Below are 21,303 nucleotides of genomic sequence, written 5' to 3'. Positions count from 1 at the left end.
ACACCAGGCGGTACATCGCGCGCCGCGCGCGCCAACCGTCGAAAACGCTGTCGCGCCCGTTCCCCGCGAAAAGAGATCTCCGCTTGCAATCCGCCTCCCGCCGCCACCTGCGCGCCAATCTGCTGATGCTGACCGCCGCCCTCATCTGGGGCTCGGCGTTCGTCGCCCAGCGCCTGAGCCTCGACGCCATCGGCCCGTTCCTGTTCACCGGCCTGCGCTTCCTGCTGGGCGCCGGTGTCGTCTCGGTCTTTCTGCTTGCACGCCGCCGCGCCAGCCGGCGCGCCGCCGCCGACAGCGGCAACGCGGCGGCCCCGGCGCTGTTCAATGGCGCGCTGCTGCGCTCGGGCACCGTGCTCGGCGTCGTGCTGGCCGTCGCCATCTCGCTTCAGCAGATCGGGCTCGGCTACACGAAGATCGCCAACGCCGGCTTCATCAGTTCGCTCTATGTCGTGATCGTGCCGATGCTCGGCGTGCTGCTGCGCCATCGCACGGGCATCGGCACATGGGTCGGCGCCGCGCTCGCTGCGGCTGGGCTCTACTTCCTCAGCATCAACGAGCACTTCTCGGTGATGTACGGCGACTGGTACCAGCTCGGCTGCGCGCTCGTGATCTCGATCCAGGTGATGCTCGTGGGCCACTACGCGCCGCGTCACGACCCGCTCGCGCTTTCGATCGTGCAGTTCGTCGCCTGCGGCGTGGTATGCCTCGCGATCGGGCTCGCGTGCGAACCGCTGCGCGCGGCCGACATCGTGCGCGCCGCGCCCACCATCCTCTACGGCGGCGCGCTTTCGGTAGGCATCGGTTATACGCTGCAGGTCGTCGCGCAGCGCGATGCCGCGCCTGCGCACGCCGCCGTGATCTTCAGTATGGAAGGCGTGTTTGCCGCGCTCGCGGGCTGGGCCGCACTCGGCGAAACGCTCACGTCGCGCGCACTCGCCGGCTGCGCGCTCATGCTCGCCGGCCTGCTCGCCTGCCAACTGTTGCCGGCCTGGCAAGCGCGCATGCATGCGAAGCAACGCACCGCCGCGCAATCTGCCGAAACGGTGTAAAAGCGCGCCATGATTTTCTGGCGTTGACATCGCGCTCCGCACTGTTTCGACAAATGGCGTCGCTCTCGAGCGGCGCCATTTTTTTTCGTGTGGATAACGCGTGATTGCGCCGCGCCGAACCAGGTTATCCACGCCGACCTCTGGACAACCTGGGGATGACCTGGCGAACGACCTGTGGACCACTTCTTGATAACCACACACCTGGCGTTGCGGCCTGAAAAGTTATCCCAATAGCTCGCAAGGCGTACAAGCTTTGTCCGCATGGCTATCCGTTTTGCATCGGTATGAGCCAGCAGGCAATTTTCGTGTTGTCCACAGTTAATGCCGGGACTTGTTAACTGTTACTACTTATAAATATAAATACTGAAAAGACAATGGGGAAACACGCACCGCTCGCTGCGCTCGCGTGCTGCGCATTCGCGCAAAGTCATTCCATGCTGTGTTTAATCGCGCGTGAGAACACCGTAGACGAATCGCGGCACGCCGAGCAACGCTGTGCGCTGATCGGCCAGCATCGCACCTGCCGTGCCGGTCTCGACGCTCACGAGCACGAGCGAGCGCGACTTCAGATAACCGACGATCTGCTTCGCGATGTTCATGACGGCAACGAATGAATCAGGAAAAAAGCCAGTGTCGCACGCATGCGCAATGAACAAGGGCGGCCCTCCCGAGGAGGCACGCCCTTGCCGAATGCATCGAGTGAGGACACCGTGGGGGCTAGTCGCCCGCCATCATCCGCTCGATCGTCGGCTCGAGATCGAGCAGACCGATGGTCGCGGGCTTGGCCTCGACGACGCCGAAGCATTCCGTGCGCCGCGGCGCCGGATCGACGAGGAAATTGCGCGCGTGATGCCCGCAACGCGCGGGCGGCAGAAGCCGCTCGGGCGGGATCACCTCGAAGGCCGTCCCCACGGCGATGAAGAGATCGTCAGGCGTCATGTCGCTCTGAATGCGCCAGAGCGTCTCGTACTCGGGCGCGGCCTCGTTGAAGAACACCACGCCGGGCTTCACACCGTCCACCTGCCCGCACGACGGACAGGCGGCTTGCGGATCGAGCGCGCGGCTGGACACGGGAAACCGGTAGTCGCAGTCGGTGCACAGCAGCGAAATCATGTCGCCGTGCAGATGCGTCACCTGGCGCGCGCCGGCCTGCTCGAGCATGTCGTCGATGTTCTGCGTGACGAGATGCACGCGCTCCGTGCCCCAGGCGTCCTGCCACTCTGCGAGCCGTTCGTGGGCGGCGTTCGGGCGGGCGTCGGCGCATTCGGCGATGCGCTGGTTGTAGAAACGGAACACCGCGGGCCGGTTGCGGCGCCACGTGAGGTAATTGCAGACCTCGTCGATGCTCGCATGGGACCAGATGCCGTCGCCGGTGCGGAACGTCGAAATGCCGCTTTCCGCAGACAGCCCTGCGCCGGAAAACACGAACAGGCGGGGGAGTCTGCCGGACTGCCCCGGTTGCCGGGATTGCGCCACGTTTGCCACTTTCGCCTCCTTGATCGAACGGCGACATTATGACCGTCCAGCGGCGTTTCGGCAGAGGTTCGCCATGGCCAACAGGCACAGGGTCCCGACGAGCGCGTTGCGCGCCCTCAGAGGCGGCGCAACGCTTGTGGCCACCCCAGCCCACGCACCGAACCGCGGCAGCCGCCTGAGCGGCCTCTGAACGCCTTCTGCTGCGATCGACCCAACAAAAAGGGGATGCCACAATGGCATCCCCTTTTTCAACCGGCGCGATCAGCGCGCGAACAACTTCACTCCACCGTCACCGACTTCGCGAGATTGCGCGGCTTGTCCACATCGGTGCCGCGCACGCACGCCGTGTGATACGCGAGCAGTTGCAGCGGCACGACGTGCAGGATCGGCGAAAGCAGCCCGTAGTGTTCCGGCATGCGGATCACGTGGATGCCGTCTTCGCTCGTGATGTGCGTATCGGCATCGGCGAATACGTACAGCTGGCCGCCGCGCGCGCGCACTTCCTGCATGTTCGACTTGAGCTTCTCGAGCAGCGCGTCGTTGGGCGCCACCGTCACCACGGGCATCGCCTCGGTCACGAGCGCGAGCGGCCCGTGCTTGAGTTCGCCGGCCGGATACGCCTCGGCGTGGATGTACGAGATTTCCTTGAGCTTGAGCGCGCCTTCGAGCGCGATCGGGTAATGCAGCCCGCGCCCGAGGAACAAGGCGTTTTCCTTGCGCGCGAATTCTTCGGACCACGCGATGATCTGCGGCTCCAGCGCGAGCACGCCGTTGAGCGCGGCCGGCAGGTGGCGCAGCAGTTTCAGGTGCGCGGTTTCCTGTTCGGCACTCACATGGCCGCGCAGCTTGCCGAGCGTGACGGCGAGAATGAAGAGGCCGACGAGCTGCGTGGTGAACGCCTTCGTCGACGCCACGCCGATCTCGCGCCCTGCGTGCGTGAGGAACTTGAGTGCGGTGAGCCGCACCATCGCGCTCGTCGCCACGTTGCACACCGCGAGCGTGTGCGCCATGCCGAGCGACTGCGCATGCTTGAGCGCGGCGAGCGTGTCGGCGGTTTCGCCCGACTGCGAGATCGTCACGACGAGCGCGCGCGGATTCGGCACCGACTCGCGATAGCGGTATTCGCTCGCGATCTCGACATCGGTGCGGATCTTCGCCACGGATTCGAGCCAGTACTTAGCCGTGAGGCCTGCGTAGTAGCTCGTGCCGCACGCGAGAATCAGGATGCTGTCGATGCCCTTGAACACCTCGCCCGCGTTCGCGCCGAAGAGTTCGGGCGTGAAGGCGTCGGTGGCGGGAATCGTGTCGGAGATCGCGCGCGGCTGCTCGAAGATCTCCTTCTGCATGTAGTGGCGATACGGGCCGAGATCGACCGCGCCGCCGTAGGCGCCATAGGCCTGCACGTCGCGCACTTCGCGCGTGACGAGGTTGCCGGCGCGATCGGCGATGCGCACGCCTTCCAGCGTGATCTCGCACACATCGCCCTCTTCCAGATAGCTGATGTGCCCGGCGCTGCCGGCGATGGCGAGCCCGTCCGACGCAATGAAGTTCTCACCCTTGCCATAGCCCACCACGAGCGGCGAACCGGCGCGCGCGCCGACCACCGTATGCGGCTGGCTCTTGTGCACCACGCCGATCGCATACGCGCCCGCGAGTTGCTGCACGGCCGCGCGCACGGCGGCGAACAGGTCGCCTTGATACAGGCTGTGGATCAGATGGGCGATGACTTCGGTGTCGGTCTGCGAGACGAACTCGTAGCCCTTCGCGCGCAGCATGTCGCGCAGCGACTCATAGTTCTCGATGATGCCGTTGTGCACGATCGCGAGCGTGTCGCGCGAGAAGATCGGGTGCGCGTTGTTCAACGTGGGCGCGCCGTGCGTGGCCCAGCGCGTGTGCGCGATACCGGTCACGCCTTCGAAGTGCGCCTCGCGCACCTGCTCGTCGAGCTCGGCCACGCGCGCGACGCTGCGCACGCGCTGCGGGCCGTCGGCCGTCACGACGGCCACGCCGCACGAGTCGTAGCCGCGATATTCGAGCCGCCGCAGTCCTTCGATCAGGACGGGAACGATGTTACGAAGCGCTACCGCGCCGACGATGCCGCACATGGATTCGATCCTTTGCAATGAGAGGCGTGGGCGCCGCGCGTCTTCGCACAGCGGCGCCGGGTTTCAACCGTTCAGTTCTTTTTCTTCACCGGCCGAACGTAGCCGGTTTTCGCGATCTGCGTCTTCTCGTTGAGCACCAGCGTGGCTTCCGGCACGTCCTTCCACACCGTCGTGCCCGCCGCGATGGTCACGCCGCGGCCCACGCGCACGGGCGCGACGAGCTGCGTATCCGAACCCACGAACACGTTGTCCTCGATGATCGTGCGGTGCTTGTTCGCGCCGTCGTAATTGCAGGTGATGGTGCCCGCGCCGATGTTCACGCCTGCGCCGACATCCGCATCGCCCACATAGCTCAGGTGATTCGCCTTCGAGCCCACGCCGATGTTCGCGTTCTTCACCTCGACGAAGTTGCCCACGTGCACGTCGTCAGCCAGCTTCGCGCCGGGACGCAGACGCGCATACGGCCCGAGCACCGCGTTCGCGCCGACCGCCGCGTTTTCGATATGCGTGTAGGCGTCCACGCGTGTACCCGCGCCGATCGACGCGCTGCGAATTACACAGTTCGGGCCCACGCTCACGTTGTCCGCCAGCGTCACCTCGCCTTCGAATACGCAGTTCACGTCGATGAACACGTCGCGCCCGCAGTGAAGCGAGCCGCGCACGTCGATGCGCGCCGGGTCCGCGAGCGTCACACCCGCCACGAGCAGCGCCTCGGCCACCGTGCGCTGATGCACGCGCTCGAGTTCGGCGAGCTGCTGCTTGCTGTTCACGCCGAGCGTTTCCCATTCGTCGTCGGGCTGTGCGGTCACGGCCGGATGACCGGCGGCGATCGCGGCTTCCACCACGTCGGTGAGGTAATACTCGCCCTGTGCGTTGTCGTTCTTCAGCGCGGCGAGCCAGCCCGCGAGCGGCGCGGTCGGCGTCACGACGATGCCCGTGTTGATCTCGGCGATCTTGCGCTGCGCTTCGTTCGCGTCCTTCTGCTCGACGATGCGCTCGACCTTGCCTGCCGCGTCGCGCACGATGCGGCCGTAACCGGTCGGATCGTCGAGCGTGACGGTGAGGATGCCGTAGCCGTTCGCGCCAGCGGTGTCGATGAGACGCCTGAGCGTCGACACGCGCGTGAGCGGCACGTCGCCGTAGAGCACGAGCGTGGGCACGTTCGCGTCGAGCAGCGGCAGCGCCTGGGCGAGCGCGTGGCCCGTGCCGAGCTGCTGCGCCTGCAGCGCGAACTGGACGTCGGGCGCGCCGACGGCTTCGCGCACGGCCTCGCCGCCATGGCCGACCACGACGACGAGCCGGGTGGGCGACAGCGTGCGGGCAGTATCGATGACGTGCGAGAGGAGCGGCTTGCCAGCGAGCGGATGGAGCACTTTCGGCAGCGCGGAATGCATGCGTTTGCCCATGCCTGCCGCGAGGATCACGATGTTCATTGCATCAGTGACTGGATGAGGAATGAAGCGGCTGATTTTAGCATGCGGGATATCCCCGACACGCCGGCCGGCCGGGCTCTCGTGCCCCGAAAAACACTGTTTTACAACTGCTTCTCTCCGGATCGGCAGCCAGATGTAAAAAACGCTCCGATGCGGGGTCGGAGCGTTTGAGTCGAACCACAGGGATGACCTGGAGGGCAGCTCAAAGATCGTCGAACGGCGTGAACTTGATTGCCGTGCCGTCCGCGGGAGCCGGGTCGGTGGAACACGGTTCTTCGTCGAACGCGATGTCGCCGGCCGGATCGGCCACGCCCGTCGCGCGCAGGTCCGCGAAGTTGAACAGGTTCGCGTCCATGAGGTGCGACGGCACGACGTTGCCGAGCGCGTTGAACATGTTCTCGACGCGGCCCGGGAAGCGCTTGTCCCACTCGCGGATCAGCGCCTTCATCTCCGCGCGTTTCAGGTTCGGCTGGCTGCCGCACAGGTTGCACGGAATGATCGGGAATTCGCGCAGCACCGCGTACTTCTCGAGATCGGTTTCTTTCACGTAGGCAAGCGGCCGGATCACGACGTTCTTGCCGTCGTCCGACTGCAGCTTGGGCGGCATGCCCTTGAGCTTGCCGCCGTAGAACAGGTTCAGCAAGAGCGTCTGGAGAATGTCGTCGCGATGATGGCCGAGCGCGATCTTGGTCGCGCCCAGCTCGCCCGCCACGCGGTACAGGATGCCGCGGCGCAGGCGCGAACACAGCGAGCAGGTCGTCTTGCCCTCGGGCACGAGGCGCTTGACGATGCTGTATGTGTCCTGGTTCTCGATGTGGTACGGCACACCCACGCGGTCGAGATATTCGGGCAGCACGTGCTCCGGGAAGCCCGGCTGCTTCTGGTCGAGGTTCACGGCCACGATGTCGAAGTCGATCGGCGCGCGCTCGCGCAGGCGCAGCAGCACGTCGAGCATCGCATAACTGTCCTTGCCGCCCGACAGGCAGACCATGACCTTGTCGCCGTTCTCGATCATGTTGTAGTCGCCGATCGCCTGGCCGACCTGACGCACGATGCGCTTGAACAGCTTGTTGTTCTCGTAGGCTTCCTTCTGCTCGCGGCGCGTGAGCACCTGGCGGCCCGTCTCTTCGGTCGCGGCGTCCTCGCCGACGCTTAGCGTTTCGGGGGCGTTCATGAATCAGTCCTCTTTGATGCGAAAGACCTCGACGCCCACCGCGTCGCAGTCCGGATAAACGTCGGGCTTCTCGGTCGAGACGCGCACTGCGCGCACGAGTTCGTGCGAAAGCAGCGCCGCGGCGAGATCGTCGCAGAGCGTCTCCTGCAGATGGATATGACCCTTGCCCACGCGTTCGGCAACGGTCGAGCGCATGAAGTCGTAGTCCACGACTTCGCGCAGCTTGTCCTCTTGCGGCGTGGTCGAAGCAAGCGGCACGAACAGGTCGACATTGATGACGACGCGCTGTTCGCCGCGCTTCTCGAAGTCATGCACGCCGATGTTGATGTGCACTTCGTAGTCGCGCAGGAAAAGCCGGCGGCAATCGGCGAGCCGGGGGTGAAGCAAAACGGTGGACATACAGGTTCCAGTCGATAAAAGCGTACGTTCTCTCGCACGTATGCCGGCGCGGCGCGCCCGGCGGGTCGTTCAGCCGGTCTGCAAAACCGCTCGTGCGCGGCGGCTTGCGTTCCTTTGTCTTCGTCAGCACCGCTCGCTCGCCGTTCTGCGCGCAGCGGGCTATGCATTTAGTTGCAAATTTAGATGCAACCCACGTTTGGGCGTCAGCCGCCCGTCAAAAACATCACGTCGCGTGGCAGCGGCACGAGGTGCTGCCCGCCGTCCACGACGAGCGTCGTGCCGGTCACACCGGCCGCCCGCGCGAGATACAGCGCGGCTTCCACGAGATCGGCGGGCCGCGACGCGCGCTTGAGCGGCGTGACCTGGTGCGCGGCGGCGAAGCTCTCCGGCGTCTGGTCGCCCGACTGCAGCGTGAGGCCGGGCGCGAGCCCCACCACGCGCACCTTCGGCGCGAGCGCCTGGGCGAGCGCGACGGTGGCGTTCTGCAACGCGGCCTTCGTCAGCGTGTACGACAGATAGTCGGGATTCATGTTGTACAGCTTCTGGTCGAGCACATTGATCACACACGTGCGCAGCGTCTCGTCGTCCGCCGCCGCCTCGGGTGTTGTCTCGTACAGCATGCGCGAGAGCACGAGCGGCGCGCCCACGTTGATCGCCATCATTTGCAGCAGCTTCGTGTAACCCACATCCTGCGCGGTGTCCTCGTCGAAGCGCGAGGCATTGTTGAGCACGCACGCGGGGCGACCGAGCGCCGCTGTGCAGTCCGGCACGAGCCGCGCCACCTGGGCTTCGTCGCCGAGGTCGGCGTGCAGCGCCACGGCCCGGCGGCCCAGCGCCGCGATCTGCGCGACGACTTCGTCGGCGGCTTCGCGCGACTCGCCGTAATGCACCGCGACGTCCCAGCCGCGCGCCGCAAAGCCGAGCGAGAACTCGCGGCCAATGCGGCGTGCTCCGCCCGTCACCAGCACAACGGGCGTAGGGGCGCCAGAATCGGGGCGCGATCCTTCGCCGGATGCGCTCAGGTCGGCGTCAGCCGGGCGGATGCCGGGAGTTGCGCTCATTTACAATGCCGGGATGAATCCGAAAGCTCACGAACCCGATAGTTTACCTGTTCCCGAGCCGATCGCGCTCGCGCAGTCCGAGGCGCTCGCGGCCACGTTGCGCGCCGAGATCGCCGCGGCGGGCGGCTGGCTCCCATTCGACCGCTACATGGAGCGCGCACTCTACGCGCCGGGACTCGGCTACTACGGCGGCGGCGCACGCAAATTCGGCCTCTTCGCCGATGACGGCAGCGACTTCGTGACCGCGCCCGAGCTTTCGCCGCTGTTTGCCGCGACGCTCGGGCGCGCCGTGTGCGAAGCGCTCGCCGCCAGCCGCACGCGCCGCCTGATGGAGTTCGGCGCGGGCACGGGCCGCCTCGCGGCGGGCGTGATGCTCGCACTCGACGCCGCAGGCGTTGCGTTCGACTCCTACGCCATCGTCGATCTGTCGGGCGAACTGCGCGAACGCCAGCGCAAGACCATCGCGCAGCTCGCGCCGGCGCTCCTCAATCGTGTGACGTGGCTCGATGCGCTGCCCGCGCAGTTCGAAGGGGTCGTGATCGGCAACGAGGTGCTCGACGCCATGCCGGTGCGCCTGTTCTCGCGCAAGGACGCCGTCTGGCACGAGCGCGGCGTGAGCGCAAACGCTGAAGGCGCTTTCGTCTTTTCCGATCAGCCGGCGAACTCAGGGCGCGACGCCAACTGGCCCGAAAGCGCGCTCGCGGGCGTGGAAGGCAGCGAAGACTACGTGACCGAAACGCACGAAGCCGCACTCGCGTTCACGCGCACCGTTTGCGCGATGCTCCAGCGCGGCGCGGCGTTCTTCATCGACTATGGCTTTCCGCGCCACGAGTACTACCATGCGCAGCGCGCGCAGGGCACGCTGATGTGCCACTACCGGCACCGCGCGCATGGCGACCCGTTCCTCTATCCCGGTTTGCAGGACATCACCGCGCACGTGGAATTCTCGGGCATTGCCGAAGCGGGCGTCGAAGCGGGCGCGGACCTGCTCGGCTACACCACGCAGGCGCGCTTTCTGATGAACGCGGGTATTACCGAAGTGCTGAGCGAGATCGATCCGCGCGACGCACAGCGCTTCCTGCCCGCCGCGAACGCGGTGCAGAAACTCGTTTCGGAAAGTGAGATGGGCGAGCTGTTCAAGGTGATCGCGTTTTCGCGCGGCATCGACGAGACCATCGCGGCGTTCGCCCGCGGCGACCGCAGCCACACACTCTGACGCTCACGCCACGCGACCATGATCCGCTGGTTTCTCACCACCTTCATCGCCGTGGCGATTCTCTCGAGCGCCCAACCGTGGCTCAAAAAGCTTGGCATCGGGCGCCTGCCCGGCGACATCACGCTGCGCATTTTCGGCCGCGAGTATCCGCTGCCCTTCATGTCGACGCTCGTGCTTTCGATGGCGCTTTCGTTTCTCGTGCGCGCGCTCTGAGCGCGCACTCAACGGCTCAAGCCGTCGCGAGCGCGCCTTCCACCGCCGCCACGCGCGCCTCGTGCACGGCTTCCTTGATCTTCTCGGCGCCGCCGCGTTCGATCGAGCGCGCAATCGCCCCCGCATCCACGCCGCGCGCGGCCACGAGCGCCAGACGCAGGCGCTCCGCCTGCGGATAAGGCGCGTTCTCCCAGTTCAGCCGCCCGCGTAAATCTGCCTCGCAGGACTGCAGCGCCTCGGCAAAACGCGCGGGTTTGCGCAGCGCGTCGCAACGTTCGAGCATGCGCACGAGCGCCGCCGCGCCCATCTCCATCACGCGATGCACGTTGCCGTGCTCGCGTGCGACCAGCACCGCCAGCTCGCGACAGTCGTTGGGCACGCGCAGGCGATCGCACAGCGGTTTGAGCAGATCGACGCTGCGCCCTTCGTGGCCGATGTGACGCGGCAGCACGTCCTCGGGCGTCGTGCCCTTGCCGAGATCGTGGGTGAGCGCCGCGAAGCGCACCGGCAGCGTGTAGCCCTGCGCGGCCGCATGGTCGATCACCATCATCACGTGCACGCCCGTATCGATTTCCGGGTGATAGTCCGCGCGCTGCGGCACGCCCCACAGCACGTCGACCTCGGGCAGCACCCGCGCGAGCGCGCCGCAATCGCGCAGCACCTCGAACATGCGCGAAGGCTTCGCTTCCATGAGACCGCGGGCGATTTCCTGCCATACGCGTTCGGGCACGAGTGAATCGACTTCGCCCGACGCGACCATCGCGCGCATGAGTTCGAGCGTTTCGGGCGCGACGGTGAAATCGGCGAAACGCGCCGCAAAGCGCGCGATGCGCAGAATGCGCACGGGGTCTTCGAGAAACGCGTCGCTTACGTGGCGAAACACGCGCGCTTCGAGATCGCGCGCGCCGCCGAACGGATCGACGACCGCTCCCGTGAGCACGCCGCCCGGCTGCACTTCGCGCGCCATCGCGTTGATGGTGAGATCGCGCCGCGCGAGGTCTTCCTCCAGCGTCACGTCGGGCGCGTAGAAGAACTGGAAGCCGTGATAGCCCGCCGCCGTCTTGCGCTCGGTGCGCGCAAGCGCGTACTCCTCTTGCGTTTCGGGATGCAGAAAGACCGGAAAGTCCTTGCCCACCGGACGATAGCCCTGCGCGGCCATCTGCTCGGGCGTCGCGCCCACCACGACATAGTCGCGGTCGCGCACGGGCAGCCCGAGCATCTCGTCGCGGATCGCGCCGCCTACGACATAGATCTTCATTCGTCGTCGCGTTCGTCGTCGGCGACGATGTGCGTTTCGCGGCGCGCCGCTTCGACCCACTCGGCCACCGCGGGCAGTGCGCTCACGCGCTGCGCGTACGCCGCCGCTTCGGGCGAGAGCTTCGGCTGGTAGCTGTTGAAGCGCATGACGACCGGCGCGTACATCGCGTCGGCAATGCTGAATTCGCCGAACAGGAACGGGCCGCCGCTCGCGGCCAGGCACTCGCGCCAGAGCGCGTCGATGCGCGCGACGTCGGCGAGCGCGCCAGGCGTCGCGCCTGCACCCGGCTTCACCTTGCGGATGTTCATCGGCATGTGGTTGCGCACTTCGCCGAAGCCCGCATGCATCTCCGCGCTCACGCTGCGCGCGCGGGCGCGCGCGTTCGCGTCGCGCGGCCACAGCGCGTGCTGCGGGAAGCGCTCGGCGAGGGTCTCGGCAATCGCGAGCGAATCCCACACGGCGAAGCCGTCGTCGCCAACGAGGCACGGTACCTTGCCCGAGGCCGAGAACGCCAGGATCGAGGACTTGGTGGCCGGCTCGTCGAGCTCGATCAGCACTTCCTCGAACGCGATGCCGAAGTGCTTGAGTAGCACCCACGGGCGCATCGACCACGACGAATAGTTCTTGTCTCCGATTACGAGCTTCATTGTTCCAATGACCGTTGTGAGTTGAAAGAGCGCCGGCTGATAGTCCGCGTTCGGCTATCGACCGGCATGGGCGCGAAAGATGTTCAACCGCGAACGCAGCGACGCGTCGGCGAGATAGAGCGGCGCGATCGTCTCGATGCTCGCGGGCTCGATATCGAGCTCGGGTGCGAGCGGCCCGGTCAGCACGCTGTCCACCTTCATCGAATCGAGATTATCGCGCGTGAGCACCGGCACGCCCGGCGCCATCTCGAACGACAGCGCCTGCAGGCGCCCAAACGCGTCGGGCAGCCGCATGATGCGTGCGTGGCGGCCCACCACGTCGCCGCAATACTGCAGCAACTGTTCGAGCGTGTAGACCGTCGGGCCGCCGAGTTCGTAAGTGTGCCCGCTCGCGGCGTCGAGATCGAGCACGTTGACGATCGCCTTCGACACATCGCCCACGAACACCGGCTGGAACTTCGCGTCGGGCATGGCGAGCGGAATCATCGGAAAGAGCCGCTGCAGGAGCGCGAAACGGTTCAGGAAGGTGTCCTCGGGACCGAACACGACGGAAGGCCGGAAGATGGTCGTGGCGAGCGCCGTGGCCGCGTGCACGGCTTTCTCGCCGTCGCCCTTCGAGCGCAGGTACATGCTCGGCCCGCGCGGGTCGGCGCCGATGGCGCTGATGTGGATAAGGCGATGCACGCCCTTGCCCTCGCAGGCGGCGACGATCTTCGTCGGCAAGTCGACGTGCAGCTTCGCGAAGCCCGGGCCGTAGGGATCGCCGCGCCCGCCGTTGAGCGTGCCGACGAGATTGATGACCGCGTCCGCATTTTCGACGAAGGCCGCGAGCGCGACCGGATCGGACACATCGGCCTCGATCACGTCGACGGGCAGCAGGGTGAGATGGCGGGCGTTGTAGCGGCGGCGGGTGGCGACGCGCACGTCCTTGCCCGCCTCGACGAGCGCGTTGACGAGATGGCTGCCGATGAATCCCGAACCGCCGATGACCGCAATGGCTTGATGTCTCATCTTCGACCTCCTCGGGCAGACGGCGCCGCCGCGTACGAGGTCCGGTTCGTCCCGCAGCGCGCCAGCCCGAAGACGGAGCACGCAGCGTGCCGTCATGCCGCGCGCGTTTCCGTATGAAGGGAAGCGGCGCGGCGTAACGGCCCGGCGCTTACGGCGAGATATAGCCGAGACGCGCCTTCAGCGATTGCGGACGGCCCTCGAACAGCGCCGCATAGTAGACCGTGTTCGACAACACGTTTTTCACGTAATCGCGGGTTTCCTGGAACGGAATGGTTTCCGCGAAGATGGCGCCCTCGACGCCGCCCTGCAAAGTCTGGCGCCATGCGCGCGGGCGGCCCGGCCCGGCGTTGTAGCCCGCGGTGGCGAGCACAGCGGAGCCGTCGAACTGATTGTAGATCATCGACAAATAGTTCGTTCCGAGCAGGATATTGGTGTCGAGATCGTTGAGCTGGTCGCGCGACAGGGGCCCGAGGCCGATTTTCTTCGCCACCATCTGCGCCGTGGCCGGCATGATCTGCATGAGACCGCTCGCGCCCACGCCCGATTTCGCGTTGAGAATGAAACGCGATTCCTGGCGAATCAGGCCGTAGGCCCATTCGACATCGAGGCCGTTGGTTTGCGCGTCGCGCTCCACGACGTCGCGGAACGGCGCGAGATAGCGCAGCGAGAAGTCGTGCTCCGTTTGCGTGCGGTCGGCCGTGTTGACGGTGCGGTCGAGCAGCTGGATGCGCTTCGCGTATTCGGCGACGGCGAGCAGCTGCCGATCGCTCATGCCGCGCAGCGGCCAGTTCCATTCGCGATTGCCTTCGAGCCGCAGATTCAGCGCGTAGAAGCGCTGCGCGAGCGCGAAGCCCGGTGTTTGCGCAGCCTGGGCGATTTCGGCGTCGCTCACCGTGGTCTTCGGCGGGATGGTGATCTTCTGGCCGAGTTCTTCGGTGGCGAGCTGGCCGTAGAAGTTATAGCCCTGCGAGATCGACGCGAATTCCTGGTTCGCCTGCCCCGTTTCGCCGGCCTGCTTGAGCGCGCGTGCGTGCCAGTAGACCCACGACGGCTGCGCGCGCAGCGCGGCCGGCATCTGTTCGATCGACCAGCGCACCATGGTCCAGTCGCCGCCCAGCAGCGCGGCGCGCGTACGCCATTCGTAAGCCGGGCTCGAGAGCGGCGCGTTGGCCGAGAGGCGATACCAGTCGAGTGCGGCGGGCAGACGCTTCAGTGCGCCCTGATAGCCGATCGTGCCCCAGCCGATCGCCCGCTCCGGCGACGCGAGCTGCGGTGCGACGGTGGCGAACGTGGCCGCGGCCATGGCCGGGTCGTTGCGCGCCATCGCGGTGATGGCCAGCAGCGCGAGCTGATGCGACTGCGGATCGCCGGAAACGCCTTGCGCGAGCGTGAGCGGCGGCGTGCTCACGGCCTGGCTGAACGCGGTCGGATCGGGACGCTGCGAAAGGCCGTCGAGCAGCTTGGCGCCGGTCGAGGTCTGGTTCTGCTCGTAGGAAAGGCGAATCTGCTGCCAGACGTCGTCGCTCGAGAACTGACCTTTGATGGCAAGCGCGGTGATGAGATCGACGCAGCCGTCGCCGTAATAGCGCGGCTCGGTGAGCAGCGCGCGCGCGTCATTCGCGACGTTCTCGCCGCGCGCCGCACGCGACTCCAGCGCGTAGCACTTCACCTGAGTGTCGTCGTTGAGCACGAAGCGCGCATATTGCTGGTCGAAGTTCGCCCAGTCGTGGCGCGCGCCGAGCACGGTCAGAAAGTCGTTGCGCATGCGGTCGGCGATTGCCTGGCCGTCGTAGCGCTGCAGGAACGACAGCACCGGCGCGTCAGGCGCGTCGATGCGCGCGTGGCCCTGCGAATCGAACAGCTGCGGCTTGAGCTGGAAGTATTCGAGATACGACGGCGCCGGGTAATCGGGAATCATCGCCGCGAGTTGCGCGGCGCGCGCGGGATCGTTGTTGCGCGCGGCTTCGCGAAGCTGGATGAAAGTCTGATCGTCGCTGGAAAGGACTGCGCCTACGGGCAGTGCGACGGGGCGCACGGCGTCCGCCGTGCTGCATGCTACGAGTGCCGCTGCAGTCAGTGCGAGACCGACCGCGCGATATACTCGGACAAGGCGTTTGGACATCGTTATTTCTGGAGCGCGAGGTGAACCCAAGCATAGCACGCAACCCTCACACGGAATCCAAAAAGGACTGGCGTGCAAGGCTGCTTCCTCGGCGCATTGAGGCGGCTTCCGACGTGGCAATCGGTGCGTCACTCGCGGCTCGTCTCGATGCGCTCGTCGCGCAATTTTTGCCGCGTTCGATCGGGTTCTATTGGCCCTTGCGCGGCGAGTTCGATGCGCGCGCCTGGATCACCGCCTGGCTCGCCGCCGATGCGTCACGCCGCGCCGCCCTGCCCGCTATTCCCGAACGCCACACGCCGCTCGTCTTTCACGCCTGGACGCCCGAGGCACCAATGCGCGAAGGCCATCACGGAATCCTCGAGCCGCAAGCGCAGGAACGGATCGTGCCCGATCTTCTCTTCGTGCCCTGCGTGGGTTTCGATCGCGACGGCTATCGCCTCGGCTACGGCGGCGGCTACTACGACCGCACGCTGGCCGCCTGGCCAGGCGAGGCGTTGCCCATCACGGTTGGCATTGCGTATGAAGCGTGCCGCATCGACGACGGCGTGCTCGCGCGCGAGGCGCACGACCTGCCGCTCGACGCCGTGGTGACCGAAGCCGCCACGCATCTTTGCCAACGTTCACGCGAGCGCTGAAAGCGCCTTAGCCGCTCAAAGCGAAGCCGCCGCGCGCGCGGCCGTGTCATAGAGCCCCGACGCATTGCGCATGAGTTGCGCGGCGTCGCCGATCTGCTGGTTCGTGAGGCCGCTTTCCTTGAGCGTCGCAATGAGGCAGCTCTCGCGCACGTCGCGGTAGCGCAGGCACAGCGCATGGCCTTCCGGCGTAACCGAAAAGAAGACTTCCTTGCCGGTCTTTTCGCTTTTTACATACCCTCTGGAGACGAGCTTCTTCAACGCATACGTGGCCACGTGGGTGTCCTCGATGTTGAGCACGAAGCAGATATCCGCGAGCTTTTTGCGCCGCTCGCGATGGCCGACGTGATGGAGCAGCGACACCTCGATCGGCGTCATGTCCTTCACGCCCGCCGCCGACATGCAGCGCACCATCCAGCGGTTGAACGCGTTGCTCGCCATGATGAGCGCGTACTCGAACTCGGAAAGCTCGGCGCTCGACTCGGAGACGAGATGTTCGGACGAAACGATCTTGGTCGGCTGGCGCGACATGGCAGATAACCCGGTAGTCGGTGTTCGAAAAGGCAAAGCGGCGTGGCGTGAGTGTAATTGCAGTGTACTTTCGGTGCGCCTGGCGAAAACGCTTATTGATAAATTGTAGATAATTTATCGACAATGTACGCTAGGAAGGAAGGCACCGGCCGTCCGGTGCGCCCATTTTCGACCGGTCGAACCCGTCCCCTCATCGATCCAACATGCCGAATTCTGACCCTCGCATTTTTCCTCTCGGTGACGAAGCGCTCGTCTGTGAAGCGCCGCCGCCCGCCACGCTCGAGGTCCAGCGCCGCGTCTGGGCCGTCGCTGCGCTCGCGCGCGGCTGGGCGCCGGTGCGCGAGGTGGTGCCCGGCATGAACAACCTGACGATCACCTTCGATCCGCTCGCAGCCGACGCCGCGGCGCTCGCCGGCGCGCTGCGCAACGCCTGGCGCGACGCCGAAGACGCGAGCGCAGCAGGCAGCGAAGTCGAGATACCGGTGGTCTATGGCGGCGCAGACGGCCCCGATCTCGAAGCCGTCGCGCAGCACTGCGCGCTCGCCGCCGCCGACGTCGCCGCGCGCCATGCCGCGGGCGTCTACACGGTGTTCTTTCTCGGCTTTCAACCCGGCTTCGCCTATCTCGGCGGTCTCGAACCCGCGCTGCACACGCCGCGCCGCCGCGAGCCGCGCATTGCCGTCCCGGCCGGATCGGTGGGCATCGGCGGGGAGCAGACGGGCATTTATCCGGCCGCCTCGCCAGGCGGCTGGCAACTGATCGGCCGCACCGCTGCGAAGCTCTTCGACGCTTCGCGCAATCCGCCTTCGCTGCTCATGCCAGGCGACCGCGTGCGTTTCACCATCGCGGAGCTCCACGCATGATCGAAGTATTACGCGCGGGCCTGCTCACCACGGTCCAGGATCTCGGCCGCCCCGGCTACCGGCATCTGGGCGTCGCCACCGGCGGCGCGCTCGATGCGCTCGCGCTCGAAGTGGGCAACCGCCTCGTCGGCAACCGCCCCGACGCCGCCGGCGTGGAAATCACCTTCGGCCCCGTCGCGCTGCGCTTTGCGCGCGCCACGCGCGTCGCCATTACCGGCACGGACTTCGGCGCGACGCTCGGCGGCCGCCCGGTCTGGTCGTGGTGGAGCCTGCCCGTGGCCGCCGGCGAGGAACTCGTGCTGAACGGCGCGAAGCGCGGCATGCGCGCCTATGTGTGCGTGGCCGGCGGCATTGACGTCCTGCCCATGCTCGGCTCGCGCAGCACCGACCTCGCGGCGGGCTTCGGCGGCCTCGCGGGCCGCGCGCTCAAAGACGGCGACCGTCTCGCCACGGGCGCCTCGTTCGCGCCGGGCCGCGAGCGCGCCGCGCTCGACCCGGGCGCGCCGGCCTTCGGCGTGAAGGCGCCCGTGTGGTGCAACTTCGCGCTCGCGGACGAGCCGCATCACCGGCGCGGACGCCATCCGGACGGCATGGCGTGGGCCGTGCCCGTGCGCGTGCTGCGCGGCCCCGAGTACGACAGCTTCACCCCCGAGGCGCAGCGCGCGCTGTGGTCCGACGAATGGCAGATCACGCCCAACAGCAACCGCATGGGCTTCCGGCTCACGGGCACGCCGCTCGCGCGCGCGAACAGCGCGGACCTGCTCTCGCACGCCGTCCTGCCCGGCACGATCCAGGTGCCGCCGAGCGGCCAGCCCATCGTGCTGATGGCCGACGCGCAGACCACGGGCGGCTACCCGAAGATCGGCTCCGTGATTCGCGCCGACTGGTGGAAGCTCGCCCAGGTGCGGCTCACCGGGGGCGTGCGTTTCGTGGAAGCGACGCCGGCCGCCGCGCGTGCGGCGCTGGAAGAGGAACGGGCGTATTTGCGGCAGATCGACACCGCGATCGCCATGCACGACGAACGCCTTGCGAGCCGCCGCGCGAACGCGGCCGCGAGCGCGTGATTTTCAAGCACCATCGGTAAGACGAGCAGCAAGAGGAACACATCATGACCACCATCGATCTGAACGCCGATCTCGGCGAAGGCTGCGGCTCCGACGAGGCGCTGCTCGACCTCGTGAGCTCCGCCAACATCGCGTGCGGCTGGCACGCGGGCGGCGCCAACGCCATGCGCGAATGCGTGCGCTGGGCCGTGGAAAAAGGCGTGTCGATCGGCGCGCATCCGAGCTTCAACGACCCCGAGAACTTCGGCCGCAAGGAAATGAACCTGCCGCCCGAGGAAATCTACGCGGGCGTGCTGTATCAACTCGGCGCGCTCTCCGCGATCGCCCAGGCCGAAGGCGGACGCATCGCCCACGTGAAGCCGCACGGCGCGCTCTACAACCAGGCCGCGCGCGACCCGCAGATCGCCGAGGCCATCGTCTGCGCCGTGCACGACTTCGATCCGTCCGTGACGGTGTTCGCGCTCGCGGGCAGCGGCCTTGTGACGGCTGCGCGCGAAGCGGGGCTCGTGGCGATCGAGGAAGTGTTCGCCGACCGCGGCTATCGCGCGGACGGCTCGCTCGTGCCGCGCAGCGAGCCGGGCGCATTGCTCGACGACGAAGACACCGTGCTCGCGCGCACGCTCGCGATGATCCGCGAGCAGCGCGTGCAGGCCGTGAACGGCGCCTGGGTGCCGCTCAACGCGCAGACCATTTGCCTGCACGGCGACGGCCCGCACGCGCTCGCGTTCGCGCGGCGCATCCGCACGGCGCTCGACGACGCAGGCATCGGCGTGCGCGCGGCGGGGGCCGGCGAAGCCTGACGCACGCGTTTGAATGCAGCAAAGCGCGCGGCATGCGCCGCGCGCCGCTCGAGCCGTATCACCGAAGGTTTTCACAAGGCAGTCTCTCGGCAGCGCAAGCTTGCCAAGCGTAGTTGTACCCAGCAGGTTCGCAGTTGTACGAATGGCCATCAGAGCCGCGAAGTCAACGCCGCTATCCGTGGCAATCAACGACAAGCCAATACGTTTGGAGATCCACATGCAGAGCACCGTCAACTTATGGCCGCTGATCGGCGTGGCCGTCATCATCGCCGGCTTCCTGTTACGCTTCAATCCGATGCTGATCGTCGCCGCGGCGGCCGTCGTCACCGGTTTCGCCGCGGGCTTTCCGGTCGCGAAGATTCTCGCCGCCATCGGCACCGGCTTCATCAAGACCCGCAACATTCCGCTCATCATCCTGTTGCCGCTCGCCGTGATCGGGCTGCTGGAGCGCCACGGCCTGCGTGAGCGAGCGCAGATCTGGATCGGCAGCATCAAGGCGGCCACCGCCGGGCGTCTGCTCATCGTCTATCTGCTCGTGCGCGAACTGACCGCCGCCGTCGGCTTGACGGGCCTCGGCGGCCATCCGCAGATGGTGCGCCCGCTCATCGCGCCGATGGCCGAGGGCGCCACCGAAAACCGCTTCGGCAAGCTCTCCGACGCCGTGCGCTACAAGCTGCGCGCCTACTCGGCCGCGACCGACAACGTGGGCCTCTTCTTCGGCGAGGACATCTTCGTCGCGTTCGGCGCGATCGTGCTGATGGTCACGCTGCTCAAGGAAGCGGGCGTTTCGGTCGAGCCGATCCATGTGGCGTTCTGGGGCATTCCCACGGCGATCTGCGCGTTTCTGATTCACGGCGCGCGGCTCTGGCTGCTCGACCGCAAGCTCGAACGCGAACTGGGCGGCACGCGCGGCGCGATCGACACCAAGGGTGCAGACCGTGCGCAGGGAGACGAAGCATGACGCTCACCCTCAACTGGCTCTTCTGGCTGCTCGGCATCGTGCTGCTGATCGTCGGCGGCATGATCGTGATGGACCGCGAGCATCCGCGCCGCTTCACGGCGGGCGGCTTCTGGCTGCTCTACGCGCTCATCTTTCTCGTCGGCGACCTGCTGCCCGCCGAAGTCGTGGGCGTGCTGGTGCTCGCCATGGCGCTCATCGCGGGTCTCGGCGGCGTGACGGCCGCCAAGCCCAAGGTGCTTGCGCTCGAAACGCGTATTGCCAGCGCCAAGCGGCTCGGCAACAAGCTTTTCGTGCCCGCGCTCACCATTCCCGTCATTACCGTTGTGCTCACGCTCGCGGCCAGCCATCTCGTATTCGGTGGCAAGGCGCTCATCGACCCGAAGAACGTCACGCTGATCGGCTTCGGCATCGGCTGCGTGATCGCGCTCGTCATCGCCTGCATCATCACGCGCGATAGCGTCGGCCAGTCGATGAAGGAAACGCGCCGCCTCGTCGATGCGCTCTCGTGGGCCGCCGTCCTGCCGCAGATGCTCGGCATGCTCGGCCTCGTGTTCTCGGACGCGGGCGTGGGCAAGGCCGTGGCGCACGTGACGACGTCGTACATCAACATGGACGTGCGCTTCGTCGCCGTAGTGGTCTATTGCGTGGGCATGGCGCTCTTCACGATCATCATGGGCAACGGCTTCGCCGCGTTTCCGGTGATGACCGGCGGCGTGGGCGTGCCGGTGCTGGTGGGCGTGTTCCACGTCAATCCGGCGATGATGGCCGCCATCGGCATGTTCTCGGGCTACTGCGGCACGCTGATGACGCCGATGGCCGCGAACTTCAACATGGTGCCCGCGGCGCTGCTGGAGCTGCCCGACAAGAACGCGGTGATACGCGTGCAGGTGCCCACGGCGCTGGGCATCCTCGCGGCGAATATCGTGCTGCTGAATGTGTTCGGGTTTTGACCCGCGTACGCATGCGGTTGCAAAAAAAGCCGGCGAAAGCCGTAATGCCGTTCAGTTAAGCAACTGAACGGCATTTTTGTTTGTGGCGAGCGCCTGTTGTAAACAGGGCGCGACGGTGTTAACTTTCGTCGCCATGCTGGTTGACGACCTTCCTCTTCTTGTCGATGCGCACCCGCCGTTCGAATGGGATCGGCTGGGCCAGCATCTGCCATATGAATGGATTGAACAGGCAGTTCAGGCCAGCGGCAGCGCCAGCATCCGGCGGCGCCGCCTGCCAGCGCAGCAGGTGGTGTGGCTGGTGATCGCGCTGGCGCTGTACCGGCATCAGTCGGTCAGTG

22 protein-coding genes are annotated in these 21,303 nt (G+C 66.6%); 10 read left to right on the top strand and 12 right to left on the bottom strand.

Annotation, left to right across the window (positions count from 1 at the left end; all coding sequences use genetic code 11):
• Nucleotides 1–83 precede the first annotated feature (83 nt).
• Nucleotides 84–1,049 (top strand): DMT family transporter, encoded by a 966-nt coding sequence (locus M3A49_RS37885; protein WP_266233395.1) that lies wholly within the window; start codon nucleotides 84–86, stop codon nucleotides 1,047–1,049.
• Between the two features lie 443 nt (nucleotides 1,050–1,492).
• Here M3A49_RS37885 and M3A49_RS37880 read toward each other — a convergent pair whose 3' ends face one another.
• The 7 genes from M3A49_RS37880 to M3A49_RS37850 form a co-directional block, all read right to left on the bottom strand.
• On the bottom strand, nucleotides 1,493–1,648 hold the full coding sequence (locus M3A49_RS37880; RefSeq protein ID WP_266233394.1) for a hypothetical protein: 156 nt from the start codon (nucleotides 1,646–1,648) through the stop codon (nucleotides 1,493–1,495).
• Between the two features lie 118 nt (nucleotides 1,649–1,766).
• Nucleotides 1,767–2,534, bottom strand: coding sequence for an SIR2 family NAD-dependent protein deacylase (locus M3A49_RS37875; protein WP_266233393.1), 768 nt, complete (start codon nucleotides 2,532–2,534; stop codon nucleotides 1,767–1,769).
• Nucleotides 2,535–2,803: 269 nt separating this feature from the next.
• Nucleotides 2,804–4,630 (bottom strand): glutamine--fructose-6-phosphate transaminase (isomerizing), encoded by a 1,827-nt coding sequence (gene glmS / locus M3A49_RS37870; RefSeq protein WP_266233392.1) that lies wholly within the window; start codon nucleotides 4,628–4,630, stop codon nucleotides 2,804–2,806.
• 71 nt (nucleotides 4,631–4,701) lie between these two features.
• The gene (gene glmU, locus M3A49_RS37865; protein ID WP_266233390.1) at nucleotides 4,702–6,063 is read right to left on the bottom strand and encodes a bifunctional UDP-N-acetylglucosamine diphosphorylase/glucosamine-1-phosphate N-acetyltransferase GlmU; all 1,362 of its coding nucleotides are present in this window, start codon (nucleotides 6,061–6,063) and stop codon (nucleotides 4,702–4,704) included.
• Nucleotides 6,064–6,265: 202 nt separating this feature from the next.
• Complete coding sequence (ttcA, locus tag M3A49_RS37860; RefSeq protein WP_266233389.1) at nucleotides 6,266–7,237, bottom strand: tRNA 2-thiocytidine(32) synthetase TtcA; 972 nt, start codon at nucleotides 7,235–7,237, stop codon at nucleotides 6,266–6,268.
• 3 nt (nucleotides 7,238–7,240) lie between these two features.
• Nucleotides 7,241–7,636 carry a dihydroneopterin aldolase gene (locus M3A49_RS37855; protein WP_028203420.1) on the bottom strand — a complete coding sequence of 132 codons (396 nt, stop codon included), beginning with the start codon at nucleotides 7,634–7,636 and terminating at the stop codon, nucleotides 7,241–7,243.
• 203 nt (nucleotides 7,637–7,839) lie between these two features.
• Nucleotides 7,840–8,697: an SDR family oxidoreductase gene (locus tag M3A49_RS37850; protein ID WP_266233388.1), complete on the bottom strand. Its 858-nt coding sequence runs from the start codon at nucleotides 8,695–8,697 to the stop codon at nucleotides 7,840–7,842.
• A 13-nt stretch (nucleotides 8,698–8,710) separates the two neighbouring features.
• Between M3A49_RS37850 and M3A49_RS37845 the strand changes: the two genes are divergently transcribed.
• Nucleotides 8,711–9,913, top strand: coding sequence for a class I SAM-dependent methyltransferase (locus M3A49_RS37845; RefSeq protein ID WP_254356909.1), 1,203 nt, complete (start codon nucleotides 8,711–8,713; stop codon nucleotides 9,911–9,913).
• Between the two features lie 18 nt (nucleotides 9,914–9,931).
• Nucleotides 9,932–10,126, top strand: a complete 195-nt coding sequence (locus M3A49_RS37840) for a DUF2905 domain-containing protein (protein ID WP_254356910.1) — start codon at nucleotides 9,932–9,934, stop codon at nucleotides 10,124–10,126.
• A gap of 16 nt (nucleotides 10,127–10,142) precedes the next feature.
• Here the strand turns inward: M3A49_RS37840 and M3A49_RS37835 are convergent, their stop codons facing one another.
• From M3A49_RS37835 to M3A49_RS37820, 4 genes are all read right to left on the bottom strand, one after another.
• Nucleotides 10,143–11,384 carry a multifunctional CCA addition/repair protein gene (locus M3A49_RS37835; protein WP_266233387.1) on the bottom strand — a complete coding sequence of 414 codons (1,242 nt, stop codon included), beginning with the start codon at nucleotides 11,382–11,384 and terminating at the stop codon, nucleotides 10,143–10,145.
• Nucleotides 11,381–12,031: a glutathione S-transferase family protein gene (locus M3A49_RS37830; protein WP_254356912.1), complete on the bottom strand. Its 651-nt coding sequence runs from the start codon at nucleotides 12,029–12,031 to the stop codon at nucleotides 11,381–11,383. The genes M3A49_RS37835 and M3A49_RS37830 overlap by 4 nt, the downstream gene beginning before the upstream one ends.
• Before the next feature lie 54 nt (nucleotides 12,032–12,085).
• Nucleotides 12,086–13,042 (bottom strand): complex I NDUFA9 subunit family protein, encoded by a 957-nt coding sequence (locus M3A49_RS37825; protein WP_028203414.1) that lies wholly within the window; start codon nucleotides 13,040–13,042, stop codon nucleotides 12,086–12,088.
• Nucleotides 13,043–13,190: 148 nt separating this feature from the next.
• The gene (locus M3A49_RS37820; protein ID WP_266233386.1) at nucleotides 13,191–15,164 is read right to left on the bottom strand and encodes a lytic transglycosylase domain-containing protein; all 1,974 of its coding nucleotides are present in this window, start codon (nucleotides 15,162–15,164) and stop codon (nucleotides 13,191–13,193) included.
• A gap of 20 nt (nucleotides 15,165–15,184) precedes the next feature.
• Here M3A49_RS37820 and M3A49_RS37815 point away from each other — a divergent pair, with 20 nt between their 5' ends.
• Entirely contained in the window at nucleotides 15,185–15,799 is a 615-nt protein-coding gene (locus M3A49_RS37815) for a 5-formyltetrahydrofolate cyclo-ligase (RefSeq protein WP_375541809.1), read from the top strand.
• 15 nt (nucleotides 15,800–15,814) lie between these two features.
• On the opposite strand, the gene M3A49_RS37810 is transcribed toward M3A49_RS37815, so the two are convergent.
• Nucleotides 15,815–16,327 (bottom strand): winged helix DNA-binding protein, encoded by a 513-nt coding sequence (locus tag M3A49_RS37810; protein ID WP_133183435.1) that lies wholly within the window; start codon nucleotides 16,325–16,327, stop codon nucleotides 15,815–15,817.
• Nucleotides 16,328–16,530: 203 nt separating this feature from the next.
• Between M3A49_RS37810 and pxpB the strand changes: the two genes are divergently transcribed.
• From pxpB to M3A49_RS37780, 6 genes are all read left to right on the top strand, one after another.
• Nucleotides 16,531–17,190 (top strand): 5-oxoprolinase subunit PxpB, encoded by a 660-nt coding sequence (gene pxpB / locus M3A49_RS37805; protein ID WP_266233385.1) that lies wholly within the window; start codon nucleotides 16,531–16,533, stop codon nucleotides 17,188–17,190.
• The gene (locus M3A49_RS37800) at nucleotides 17,187–18,254 is read left to right on the top strand and encodes a biotin-dependent carboxyltransferase family protein (protein ID WP_266233384.1); all 1,068 of its coding nucleotides are present in this window, start codon (nucleotides 17,187–17,189) and stop codon (nucleotides 18,252–18,254) included. The genes pxpB and M3A49_RS37800 overlap by 4 nt, the downstream gene beginning before the upstream one ends.
• A gap of 44 nt (nucleotides 18,255–18,298) precedes the next feature.
• Nucleotides 18,299–19,054 (top strand): 5-oxoprolinase subunit PxpA, encoded by a 756-nt coding sequence (gene pxpA, locus M3A49_RS37795; RefSeq protein ID WP_266233383.1) that lies wholly within the window; start codon nucleotides 18,299–18,301, stop codon nucleotides 19,052–19,054.
• A gap of 217 nt (nucleotides 19,055–19,271) precedes the next feature.
• Entirely contained in the window at nucleotides 19,272–20,015 is a 744-nt protein-coding gene (locus M3A49_RS37790; RefSeq protein WP_254356917.1) for a DUF969 domain-containing protein, read from the top strand.
• Nucleotides 20,012–20,965 (top strand): DUF979 domain-containing protein, encoded by a 954-nt coding sequence (locus tag M3A49_RS37785; protein WP_254356918.1) that lies wholly within the window; start codon nucleotides 20,012–20,014, stop codon nucleotides 20,963–20,965. The genes M3A49_RS37790 and M3A49_RS37785 overlap by 4 nt, the downstream gene beginning before the upstream one ends.
• A gap of 133 nt (nucleotides 20,966–21,098) precedes the next feature.
• Nucleotides 21,099–21,303: transposase domain-containing protein (locus M3A49_RS37780; RefSeq protein ID WP_266233415.1), on the top strand; the 205-nt coding region annotated here is incomplete at its 3' end.

It is taken from the genome of Paraburkholderia sp. CNPSo 3076 (assembly GCF_026343935.1).
GTDB classification, from domain to species: Bacteria; Pseudomonadota; Gammaproteobacteria; order Burkholderiales; family Burkholderiaceae; genus Paraburkholderia; species Paraburkholderia nodosa.
The sequence above is the reverse complement of the archived record's forward strand: the minus strand, read 5'-3'. Positions and strand labels throughout refer to the sequence as shown.